Genomic DNA, 11,378 nt, shown 5'->3' on the forward strand with positions numbered 1-11,378 from the left:
CACTAACTAGAATTAAATACTACTTCATGAAAACCAAATTGTTAATTATGACGGCCTTACTGATTGGTCTGGCCGGTTTTTCACAAAAATCAGAAATAAAGGCCGCCGAAAAGGCTATGAAAAGCGGTGACGCCGCTGCAGCCAAGGCGAGCTTGGAAAGCGCTTCGGGCCTGATTGCCGGGGCTGATGAACGCACCCAGGCACAGTACTACTTCCTAAAAGGCCACGCCTATGCCGATTTGGCCCGTAAAGGGGATATGTCTGCCTTTGGAGAGTCCGTAGATGCCTATAAGAAAGTCATTAGCCTTGAAGAATCCACTGGAAAGGCAAAGTATACTGCCGAGGCATCGGCACAAATGTCGGCTGTGGCCAACGATCTGGTCAATGCAGCCGTAGAGGACAACAAAGCCAAAAAGTACACGGACGCCGCTGATAAATTGTACATGGCGTATCAATTGAGCCCGCGGGATACAATCTATCTGTATTATGCGGCCAGTAGCGCGGTCAATAGCGGGGATTATCAAATGGCCCTCGATTATTATAAGGAATTGAAAGACGTGGGTTACGACGGGAGCCAAATGGAATACAGGGCCACCAATGTGGAAACCGGTGAGGTGGAAGTCATGCAAAAGACGCAGCGGGATCTGATGGTTAAGTCGGGAACGTATTCCAATCCGGTTGATGAGAAAACCGAATCCAAGCGGGCTGAAATCGTGCGTAATATCGCTTTGATTTACACCCAGCTCGGGAACAATGAAGAAGCGCTGGATGCTTATAAAGAGGCCCGTGCCGACAACCCTGATGATGTAAACCTGGTGCTAAACGAGGCCAACCTCTACTATCAGCTAGGGGATAAAGACAAGTTTAAAGCACTTATGGCCGAGGCGGCACGCATGGCACCGGACAACCCGGACCTTCACTACAACATCGGAGTTATCAATATGGAGCAGGGCGATATCGAAGGAGCCCGTGCAGCTTACAGGAAAGCCATAGAAATCAATCCCGGTTATGTAAATGCGCAATTAAACCTTTCCACTACCTATGTCAATGAAGGTAATGGACTCATCGATGATATGAACGCACTGGGTACATCCCGCGCAGATCTCGAGCAATACGATGCCTACAAAAGCCAGAAGGACGAACTTTTCAAAGAAGGCGCTAAGGTTCTGGAAGATGCACTCAAGACCAATCCGGATAACGAAGCGGTCCTGTCTCAGCTCAAGAATATCTACGGGGCATTGGGAGATAATGAAAACTTCATGCGAATTAAGAAGCTGTTGGGAGAATAAGCTCCTGTCGGAAATAGAAGTGAAAGCCCTGCATTTGCGGGGCTTTTTTTATTATAAAATCTTTACGATCACCCGCAATGGATGCGTATACCTGCGTTGGTCGGCGTTGAAGATACCGGTATGGTCCAATCGGTCTATGCGCACTTTGCCATGGCAGTGGATGATGTAGTTGTCTCCCATAATCAATCCCACATGGTTGATCACCCCATCGGGGGTGTCAAAAAAGGCCAGGTCGCCAGGCTCACTTTCTTCAATGAAGCTAAGCGGGCTTCCCTGGGAGGCCTGTTCGGCTGCCTGTCGGCTGAGCATAACCCCCATGGTCCGGTACACCATTTGTGTTAATCCATCAGCGTCAATGCCAAAGGGGGAGCGTCCGCCTTTTAATTCCGGACTGTTGAGGTAGAGCAGGGCGGTATCCACCAGGGATCGCTTGAGGGTGCCGGCCTCGAAAGTGGCACCTTCATGGGAGTGTGACAGAGCAGAAGCCCCGTGAACACTTGCACCTACAGGTATCGGGATTAGTAATCCGTCGGATGTGCATATATGTGAGATCAGATCGGAGGCGATCTGCATTCCATCCGGGTTTTTAAGTTGGGTGTATTCGGCTTCGCTAATCGAAGATATCTGGGTATTGCGAACCCAGCCTTCGCAACGGTCTGAAGGGGTTCGTATTCGGCTCCAGTGTTTTCGCGCCTCCGGGATTTTAAAGACTTCGCCGTAGAGGAGTTGGGTTACCCAACCTGAACTGACTTCCGCGCTTTGATAAACGGGGACCATGCTCAGTGGGCAGATACCGTAGTCCATGAGGTCCGTCTATGCTTATTTGCTGTGTTCCAATACCATGGCTGAAGCTCCTCCACCACCATTGCATATAGCAGCAGCACCCAGGTGACCATTGTGTTGTCGAAGGACATGAATAAGGGTCACCAGGATTCGGGCTCCTGAACATCCAAGGGGGTGTCCGAGTGAAACCGCCCCTCCATGGACATTTACATTCTTATCTGTGAGTCCCAATAGTTTGATATTAGCCAAACCAACAACACTGAAGGCTTCATTGAATTCGAAAAAGTCGATATCCTCCTGGGCTATTCCTGCTTTGTCCAGCGCCAAGGGCAGGGCTTTGGCCGGAGCCGTTGTAAACCATTTGGGCTCCTGGGCTGCATCCGCATAAGACCTGATGGTCGCCAGGGGGGCTAATCCCAGTTCTGCAGCCTTATCTGCACTCATCAGAACCAGGGCGGCAGCCCCGTCATTGATGGTAGACGCATTGGCAGCGGTGACGGTACCTTCTTTCGTGAATGCGGGCCTGAGTTGAGGTATTTTCTCCATTTTCACATTGGTGTATTCCTCATCCCGTGAAACCACAAGTGGCTCACCGCGTCGTTGTGGGACCGATACAGGGATCACTTCATCGTCAAATTTGCCACTTTCCCAGGCAGCCGCAGAGCGGTTATATGATTGAATGGCAAAGGCATCCTGATCTTCCCGGCTGAATTCGTATTCCAGGGCACAGGCATCTGCACACACCCCCATGGCCTGTTGGTCGTAAGCATCGACCAGGCCGTCTTTTTGCATCCCATCGATCAGGGTTTCCGGCCCGAATTTCTTTCCGTTTCTCAGGTGCAGGTAATGTGGGATCAGGCTCATATTTTCCATACCACCGGCGACCATTATTTCCCGGTCTCCCAGGGCAATGGCCTGGGCAGCCTGCATTACGGCTTTCATTCCGGAAGCGCATACCTTGTTAACCGTAGTACAGGGCACTGTATCTGGAATCCCGGCATTGATCGCTGCCTGTCGCGCAGGTGCCTGCCCAGCGCCTGCCTGAACGACGTGCCCCATAATTACTTCCTGGACCCGTGATGGTTCAAGACCTATTTTATCAAGCGCAGCTTTAATTGCTGTAGCCCCGAGCTGTGGCGCAGGAACAGTAGATAAGGATCCCATAAAACTGCCTATGGGAGTGCGGACTGCGGAAACGATAACAACCTCTTTCATCAATGTCTGTTTTCTGTTGCGAAATTAATAAATTTAAACGGATGCCTTTTCTGTTCTGATAAAAACCCCCGGGGTTTTTCCTATTTTTGAACCCAAGTCCTGAAAAGATGTCCAAACGCCTGGATTCCCTGTACCGATCCCAATCCGCAATCTACAAGTACATCCTGTATTTGCTGAGTGTCGCCTGTATTGTATTTTTCTTTCCCAGGGGAGGACAGTTTAAATATGAATTTCAAAAAGGAAAACCATGGCAATACGAGAACCTTTACGCCCCTTTTGATTTCTCAATACGAAAGTCCCAGGAGGACATACAGGCGGAGCGAAATGCAATTCAGACAGAACAAATTCCGTATTACCGGTTTGACACTTCGGTCTCCGCAAATGTTTTCGAAGATTACAATACGCTTTTCCCTGAAGTATTTCAGGAAGCGTCGCTCTCCAGAAGGGGTTATGATTATATGCTTCGGGCCGGGGTTCAGATCCTCGATAGCATTTACACCACTGGGGTTGCCTCAGTTGAGGAACACCCGCTTGACGGGGAAATCTACCTGGTTAGGAACAATGAGGCGCGAAGGATGCCGGCTAGGCTGGTCCACTATTCGGATTCCCTGGAATCCCTGGTCAGGACCATGGTTGGCAGGCAGGGTCTGGACCGGTATTCAGAAGATTTTGTAAGCCTCATGGCCCGGGTTGTCCGGCCCAATGTGCGCTCGGATTCCGAACTAACCGAAAAGGAAATTCAGAACAAGCTCGCCAACATATCCTCAACCCGGGGGAATGTGGATGAAGGGAAGCTTATTATTGCCAAAGGGGAAGTCGTGGAGTCCGAAAACCTGAAGATTCTCGAATCCCTCAAATCCGAATACGAGTCTGAATTATGGACCGCCAGCAATTCCTATTTCATCCTAGCGGGTTATACGATCCTCGTCGCCCTTGTTTTGATGATGCTTTTGCTATTTCTCAAGAAATATCGCCCTGAGGTGTATCGGAACAATGTTAACGTAACTTTTATCTTCTTCAATATCCTCGTGGTCGTTTTCCTGACCACTTTGGTGGTTAAGTATAACGCAGGCCTTGTTTACGTCGTGCCCCTTTGTATTCTTCCGCTCATTCTTAAAACCTTTTTTGACGCCCGCCTCGGTTTGTTTGTTCACGTGCTTACCGTGCTGATCCTCGGGTTTGTAGTACCCAACAGTTTTGAGTATATCTTTCTTCAGATTGTGGCTGGTATCGTCACCATCCTGACGATTTCTGAGCTGTATAAGCGGGCCAATCTCTTCATCTCGGTTGGGCAGATCACCCTGATTTATATTATCGGATATTTTGCATTTCACATTATACATGAAGGGAATCTTGAAAACGTGGTTTGGTTGAATTTTGGGTTCTTCCTGCTCAATGGGATGATTACGCTTTTTGCCCAACCGCTGATCTACATCTATGAAAAGATGTTTGGAATGGTATCCGATGTTTCACTTTTGGAACTTTCGGATACCAACTCCAAGCTGCTCAAGGAAATGTCCAACAGGGCTCCCGGGACCTTCAACCACTCCCTTCAGGTGGCAAATCTGGCTGAGGCAGCCGCAAACGAGATTGGGGCAAATGCCATGCTGGTTAGGGTAGGGGCGCTCTATCACGACATCGGGAAGATGAATGACCCCACTTTTTTTACAGAAAATCAAACGACAAATATCAATCCTCACGATGACCTGGACCCGGCCAAGAGTGCTGAGATTATTATCCGGCACGTGATTGAAGGCATTGAAATGGCCCGGAAAAACAACCTTCCGGACCGGGTGATCGACTTTATCCGGACCCATCACGGGACCACACTGGTGTACTACTTCTATAAAAAATCCATGGAAGAACAACCGGAAGATACCAGAGAGGAAGATTTCAGGTATCCCGGACCCACGCCATTTTCCAGGGAAACCGCTATCCTGATGATGTCGGATGCTGTTGAAGCTGCCTCCAAAAGTCTTGTGAATCCAACCTATCCCATGCTCGATGCCTTTGTGGACCGGATCATAGACGGGCAGATGCAGGCCGGACAGTTTCTCAATGCGGACATAACCTTCAAGGATATCGAAGCGGTCAAAAAGGTTTTAAAACAACGCCTGACCAACATTTACCACCTGAGGGTTGAATACCCCGAATAAATCTTCATTCTTCTTCTCGTAAATGGGCGTTTTTCGGCATAATAGTTGCTTGAATCCTCCTTGTAAAGACGAAACATTCCTTCGTGATGTCCGGTTCTTTTTTCCGTGATCCGGCATTCATATGCAGGAATGTGCGGGGTTAAGCACTGATAATCAATTGTTAATTCCATCCTAAATGGATTGGAACGACAAGGGTTAACCGTTATTTTTAATAGGTCTACATAAAGCAATTAACCATGAGCAAAAACTTTTCACTTGTCGTCGTGCTATTCAGTGCTATCGCCTTGACTTACGCCCAGGGGGATATCAATGCTCCGGAATTCAATTGGAATGCAACCCCGGTCTTTGAGATCCAGGAGCGCACCGCTGTTGATTCCCTTGCGTTATGGGAAGAGCACGTATACCTGCATGTGGACAAAGAAAAGGCAGATGCAGGGGAAATGATATTCTTCAAGGCCTATGTGTACAACGGACCTACCCAAAGGCGTCTGAGCCCCAGTGGCGTATTGCGTCTCGAGTTGCGGGATGCCAGTAACGCCTTGGTAAGCACCCAGTATCATCCGGTTGCAGCAGGATCGGGAGAAGGCGTGCTGAAACTTCCCGAAAAATTAAAGGATGGACAATATGAATTATGGGCCTATACCCGATGGATGAAGAATTATGGTCAGGAGCAGTACTATCGCAAAACCATTCAGGTAGGTGATGATCCGGATCTGATGGATGCGACGGAGAACAAGGGTAATTACCGTCTGGAATTTTATCCGGAAGGCGGTCGCCTATTGGCCGGTATTTCCAATCGCCTGGTATTGTCCTCTCGTTCTGCCCAGGGCGCTATTGGCTCCGTGGAAGGCAGCATTGTAGATGAAAATGGAAATACAGTCGCAGATGTCCAGTCGTATTCCAGAGGATATGGGATGGCCATTTTTCAACCTCAGGCAGGTAAAGTGTATTCCTTCAAACCGTCTGAAGGGCCCGTAGCCCGGCTGCCTGAAATTCAAAAAGAGGGGTATTCCCTCAAGGTAAATTCCCTTTCCCCTGAAAAAATCCGCATTGAAGTCTCAGCTACGGAATCTTTAACAGGAGTGCCCGTAGTCCTGGAAGGAAAGAAGGACACACAATCGTACTTTATACACGTGCTCGAACTAGAGGATGGCATGGCCTCCCTCGATATATCCAAAGCATCCCTTCCCCAGGGACTGATGACCTTTAGCCTTACCGGGATGGATCAGGTAAGCTGGGCCGAACGCCCAGTATGGATAGATACCAAAGAAGAACTGGTCATACAAGCCGAACCGCTTCGAAATAACCTGAGAAAGGATGGGAAGATGGCTTATCGGATAAAGGTTACAGACACTGAGGGGAACCCGGTACAAACGGATCTTTCTGCGGCGGTGAATAGCCCTTCATCCATTTCGAAGTCCGGAATAGACCAGTATCTGAAACCCATATCAATCGATGCAGATCTGACAGACAGTAGAAGCATACGTTTTCTGGAGGACTTAAAGGCCCAGAGCCTGGCAGAAGAAGCAAAGGAGCGGGCAACCCCCAATGAAATTCGCTATCCGGTAGAACGCAGCCTTGAATTACACGGTGCGGCCTATACCCTGGACAATGTGCTGTTGGCTAATACGGATATTCAGATGATGGCCACCTCTGATTCAACCCTGGTGATTCGTGAACTCAAGACAGATGCTGCAGGGATTCTGCATGTTGAGGATTTGAATGTCATCGGGGAGACTCAATTTGTTTTCAGGACAAAAAGCGAGGAACAGGAGGGAAGGCTTGTGAAACTGAGGCCTATTACTGAAACCCTGAGCCGGGGAAAGGGGGCAACTAAGACTGAAGCACCATCCGAAGCGGAGGTGACGGAGAGCAAGATATTGCGCAAGGCACAACGCAAGAAGGAATTTGTAGAAACAACACCCCCGGTCGCGTTTGATACCACAGGTGTGGTACAACTCAAAGAAGTAACCGTAGAAGACTTGCGTAAAAGGGAACAGGAATTAGTGCCCAGCCTGTACGGGATCCGGCCAAATCCGAATGACGTGGTCTACCAGGATATTAAGAAACCCCTTCCCATGGACATTCTTTTGCGCAAAATACCTGGTGTACAAATAACTTATACCGTGGAGGGCTTACCTCAGCTCTATCACCTCAGACGGGGTGGAGGCAGTATTCTGTGGGTGGTTGACGGTCAGGTACTGAGAACGCAAAACGATCCCTATTTGAGCCCGCTGACCTTTTTAACCCCCTTGGATATCCTTCGGATGGAATTTATCATCGATGCCGGCCAGGCCGCTATTTTTGGGGTACAGGCGCCAACCGGAGTTATGATTGTGTATACTCGGAGTGGCAATATGCTGGACTACGTGAACCGAAAGGAAGGCGGGCTGTATTTTAAAGGCTATGAACCTGCTCTGGACTTCGACACCTATATTGCCGAACGGCAAAAGAATCGTAAACTTCGAAAAACACCTTCCCCCACTTTGTATTGGAATCCTTCCATACAGACCGATAAGAATGGGGAGGCAGTTATCGAGTTTTCTGCCCCTGCCGAGGTAAAGGATGCAGTGCTCTCGGTGGAAACGCTCACCCCTGACGGCAGGGTAGGGTCGTTTCGGAAGGCTTTTTGATGAAATTTGCCCCCCGAGGGATAGAAATCCCGTCGATTGCAGGCAAATTTGTCCCGAATTAAAGGGGGTGTTTTTTAGGGTCTAAAAAAAACCTGAAAAAGTTGCGTGCCAGTCTCTGAAAAACTACATTTGCCTCCGCAATTAAGGGATTGATTCCCGAACGTTCATAACATATTTATTGGAGAGGTGCCGGAGTGGTAACGGAGCAGATTGCTAATCTGTCGACGGGTAACCGTCGCCTGGGTTCGAGTCCCAGTCTCTCCGCTGAGATCGGATCCGTTCCGGTATTCAAAAATAATTTTCGGGGTGTAGCGTAGCCCGGTTATCGCGCCTGCTTTGGGAGCAGGAGGCCGCAGGTTCGAATCCTGCCACCCCGACGAACCGCATTCAGCGGACAACAAAAGCACTGTTAACTGACTGTTTGACAGTGCTTTCTCTTTTTAGCGATATCAAATGATATCATTTAAAACCAGCAAATATTAGTGGAGTCTGGTGAAGACTTCGGTACGTTCATTGCGCATAATTTAGCCTGACAAAAGGCTGTTTTGGGATGTCTTTGCTCGCAAGGATTGTTTCAAACTTAAAAACCTGTATTATGCGCAATTCCAACACGTTAGCTGTATTAATTTTCGTAAGGGACCATACCGGGAACCCTCAAAACCTCACTATTTACGCCCGAATTACTGTCAATCAAAGGCGGGCGGAAATCAGCCTTAAACGCAATGTTGCGGTGAATGAATGGGACCCTAAACGGGGCAAAATGATCGGTACCCACCATAAGGCCCGTTTAATGAACAGCTACTTGGATGAGGTCCATCGGCTAATCATGGAGGCGCACCGGCAACTGCTATCGGAAGGAAAAGCCATTACTGCCCAAGCCATCAAAGCCAGGTATTTGGGCACGGATGAGGATTTCAAGACCCTGAAGGATATTCTGGAGTACCACAACAATACTCAAGCATCCGTCCTGGCACCGGGTACATTGAAGAACTATTCCGGAACGGGGAAATACCTTTTTCGTTTTTTGGAAGAAAAATATGGGATCCCCGACATCCCCCTTAAGCGACTAAATTATCAGTTTATAACTGAGTTCGAACATTACATTCTAAATACGGCTCACCTGCAACGCTACAAGCCCTGTACTCAAAACGGTGCCATGAAGCATATGGAGCGGCTGATGAAAATGGTGCGTTTGGCCGTGCGATTGGAATGGCTTGATAAAGACCCGTTCGTAAATTATAAGAGACGCTATAAGAAGGTTGAACGGACTTTCCTGACCCAACGAGAACTGAGACGGATAGAGGAGACAATCTTTAACCATGTTGGGGTTGAACGCGTGAAGGATGTTTTTCTTTTTTCATGTTATACCGGCCTTTCTTACATCGATGTATTTGGGCTTACAAGGGATCAACTTGTTTTAGGCATTGACGGGAACTACTGGATTAATACACAACGGGAGAAAACATCGCAAGCCGTAAAAGTTCCTTTACTACCCCAGGCAATGGCGATCATTGAAAAATACCTGGCGGATCCGTATACCAATGAACGGGGTAGGCTCCTGCCGGTGTATAGCAATCCCAAAACCAACAGGCATCTCCGAGAGATCCGTCAGGCTTGCGGCATCCATAAGCACATAACCTTTCATACCGCCAGGCATACATTTGCCACCACCATAACGTTATCCAATGGAGTGCCCATCGAGTCAGTATCCAAAATGCTTGGCCATACCAAGCTCTCCACCACACAGATTTATGCCCGCGTGCTTGAAAGGAAAGTCGGGCAGGATATGGAAATGCTCAGACAAAAAATGGTAGTTGCGCAACCAACTACCAATCGCCGTTTGCAGAACGAAGGGTAGGGAAGGGGTATCCTTACTCGTGAATCTAAGGCCGTATTGTGGGTAATACTAGCGGGAAGTACTTTCAAAGTATCCAATAATTTCTTTGCTCCGCAAAGGAAGTTCGGAAGAAGCAAGAGGGTAACCGGCGGCGCGCCGGTTACAATTCATAAACGTCATGATTTCAATGAGTTATGTTGCTTCCGACTTCAGGCTCGCTCTCGTTTTTAATACAAAAAGGGTATAACGAACTGATAATCAGTTCAAATTTTCGTAAAAAATGGATCCGGAATATCAAAATGAGCAGTTTATCACCTTACGGATCAAGGCATCCGTGGTGAAGGACTTTCGCACCTTTTGCAAAGCCCAGGAGACTTCACAGTCCGTTACTTTGAGGCACATGCTGGACTTTTTTGAAAGGAATCATCTCACCCCATGTGATTCCATTCCAAATGATCTAGGGAAAGTTGAGAAAAGGCTATTAAATCGCTTGAATGCCATAATTGGGGTATTAAGGGCTATCGAGCAAAAGCACACCAAGCCCACAGTTGAAATGCTGCAATCCCTTTTTGATGCTGAATTACAAGCAAATATCAATACCGAAACCGGGCGTATACCGACCTGGGACTCCAAAACACTGGAAGACGAGCTCAGAAGGTTTGAGCAGAGCGGTGGAACGTATTGAGTCTGCCTCGCTACGTAGGGTTAGTTTGGCAAGATTTGGGATTTGAACCGGGAAATTTGAAAATTCATAATCCCATTGGAACGCATAGGTGGAGTCGTACATGTAATCCTCGGCCAGAGGATCTATCTGCCAGAACCTACCAATTGATGGGTGTTCAGACCTAGGTCTTTTGTTAATTCTTGACCTTGATAGGTCTTGTAGTTGTATTCAACGCCATTTATCAAAGCGTTTCATGACTTTCTCATGAGGGGCGAACTGACCCTTGTCGGCCTGTTCGATCCCCTTCTGGATCTCTTGGCGTTCTTCCCCGTCCATTTCGTCCCACCAGTCGGTACGTTCCTCTTCAAACACCTTTTTGATCTTCGCCAACAGGGATTCTTCCTGTGTCTGCAAGAGCAGGTACATCAGTTCCAGTTTTATCGTTTCGATGTTCATTATCGCCATTTTCCGTAAAGTTAGTTTTTTATTGGATTGGGTGGAAGTTGTTTACCATTTCGTTTTCCCTTCTTAAGGCAATTCGATTTACTACAATTCCTACATTTCATATAGGTAAAAATAATCTAGCGCCAATTTACCATACTAAAGAATAAAGAATCCTTATTTAATCGTCTCTAACAAACTTTCCTTATTTCAAAGAACATGAATGAGCCTCTTTATTGAGACCCATTCTTTGTTTATTATACTGTGTAGATCCCCCAATCTTTAGGACAGCTTTCTTTCAAATTTATATAAATATTCATGCTGCTTTTTTAAATACTTCAGCGGGTATTTCATAATCGA

At 47.7% G+C, this 11,378-nt stretch carries 8 protein-coding genes and 2 tRNA genes; 7 read left to right on the forward strand and 3 right to left on the reverse strand.

Annotation, left to right across the window (positions count from 1 at the left end; all coding sequences use genetic code 11):
* Positions 1-26 precede the first annotated feature (26 nt).
* Positions 27-1,289, forward strand: coding sequence for a tetratricopeptide repeat protein (locus QU605_RS13450; RefSeq protein ID WP_289725840.1), 1,263 nt, complete (start codon positions 27-29; stop codon positions 1,287-1,289).
* A 51-nt stretch (positions 1,290-1,340) separates the two neighbouring features.
* On the opposite strand, the gene QU605_RS13455 is transcribed toward QU605_RS13450, so the two are convergent.
* Both QU605_RS13455 and QU605_RS13460 read right to left on the reverse strand, forming a co-directional pair.
* Positions 1,341-2,093 carry a C40 family peptidase gene (locus QU605_RS13455; RefSeq protein WP_289725841.1) on the reverse strand — a complete coding sequence of 251 codons (753 nt, stop codon included), beginning with the start codon at positions 2,091-2,093 and terminating at the stop codon, positions 1,341-1,343.
* A 15-nt stretch (positions 2,094-2,108) separates the two neighbouring features.
* Entirely contained in the window at positions 2,109-3,287 is a 1,179-nt protein-coding gene (locus QU605_RS13460; protein ID WP_289725842.1) for an acetyl-CoA C-acyltransferase, read from the reverse strand.
* 107 nt (positions 3,288-3,394) lie between these two features.
* Between QU605_RS13460 and QU605_RS13465 the strand changes: the two genes are divergently transcribed.
* The 6 genes from QU605_RS13465 to QU605_RS13490 all read left to right on the forward strand — a co-directional run bounded on the left by QU605_RS13465 (position 3,395) and on the right by QU605_RS13490 (position 10,598).
* Positions 3,395-5,443: an HD family phosphohydrolase gene (locus QU605_RS13465; protein ID WP_289725843.1), complete on the forward strand. Its 2,049-nt coding sequence runs from the start codon at positions 3,395-3,397 to the stop codon at positions 5,441-5,443.
* A gap of 236 nt (positions 5,444-5,679) precedes the next feature.
* Positions 5,680-8,076, forward strand: a complete 2,397-nt coding sequence (locus QU605_RS13470; protein ID WP_289725844.1) for a Plug domain-containing protein — start codon at positions 5,680-5,682, stop codon at positions 8,074-8,076.
* A 180-nt stretch (positions 8,077-8,256) separates the two neighbouring features.
* Positions 8,257-8,340 (forward strand) — tRNA-Ser (locus QU605_RS13475).
* Positions 8,341-8,378: 38 nt separating this feature from the next.
* Positions 8,379-8,453 (forward strand) — tRNA-Pro (locus QU605_RS13480).
* A gap of 218 nt (positions 8,454-8,671) precedes the next feature.
* Positions 8,672-9,934, forward strand: a complete 1,263-nt coding sequence (locus QU605_RS13485; protein ID WP_289725845.1) for a site-specific integrase — start codon at positions 8,672-8,674, stop codon at positions 9,932-9,934.
* Positions 9,935-10,193: 259 nt separating this feature from the next.
* Entirely contained in the window at positions 10,194-10,598 is a 405-nt protein-coding gene (locus QU605_RS13490) for a BfmA/BtgA family mobilization protein (protein WP_289725846.1), read from the forward strand.
* 207 nt (positions 10,599-10,805) lie between these two features.
* Here QU605_RS13490 and QU605_RS13495 read toward each other — a convergent pair whose 3' ends face one another.
* Positions 10,806-11,033 (reverse strand): hypothetical protein, encoded by a 228-nt coding sequence (locus tag QU605_RS13495; protein WP_289725847.1) that lies wholly within the window; start codon positions 11,031-11,033, stop codon positions 10,806-10,808.
* Between the last annotated feature and the right edge of the window lie 345 nt (positions 11,034-11,378).

Source organism: Robiginitalea aurantiaca (genome assembly GCF_030380815.1).
GTDB lineage: Bacteria > Bacteroidota > Bacteroidia > Flavobacteriales > Flavobacteriaceae > Robiginitalea > Robiginitalea aurantiaca.

Excerpts from the sequence above, each read along its gene's own strand:
- QU605_RS13485 (WP_289725845.1), top strand. The coding sequence starts at position 8,672 with ATGCGCAATTCCAACACGTTAGCTGTATTAATTTTCGTAAGGGACCAT.
- QU605_RS13465 (WP_289725843.1), top strand. The coding sequence starts at position 3,395 with ATGTCCAAACGCCTGGATTCCCTGTACCGATCCCAATCCGCAATCTAC.
- QU605_RS13490 (WP_289725846.1), top strand. The coding sequence starts at position 10,194 with ATGGATCCGGAATATCAAAATGAGCAGTTTATCACCTTACGGATCAAG.
- QU605_RS13460 (WP_289725842.1), bottom strand. The coding sequence starts at position 3,287 with ATGAAAGAGGTTGTTATCGTTTCCGCAGTCCGCACTCCCATAGGCAGT.
- QU605_RS13455 (WP_289725841.1), bottom strand. The coding sequence starts at position 2,093 with ATGGACTACGGTATCTGCCCACTGAGCATGGTCCCCGTTTATCAAAGC.
- QU605_RS13450 (WP_289725840.1), top strand. The coding sequence starts at position 27 with ATGAAAACCAAATTGTTAATTATGACGGCCTTACTGATTGGTCTGGCC.
- QU605_RS13495 (WP_289725847.1), bottom strand. The coding sequence starts at position 11,033 with ATGAACATCGAAACGATAAAACTGGAACTGATGTACCTGCTCTTGCAG.
- QU605_RS13470 (WP_289725844.1), top strand. The coding sequence starts at position 5,680 with ATGAGCAAAAACTTTTCACTTGTCGTCGTGCTATTCAGTGCTATCGCC.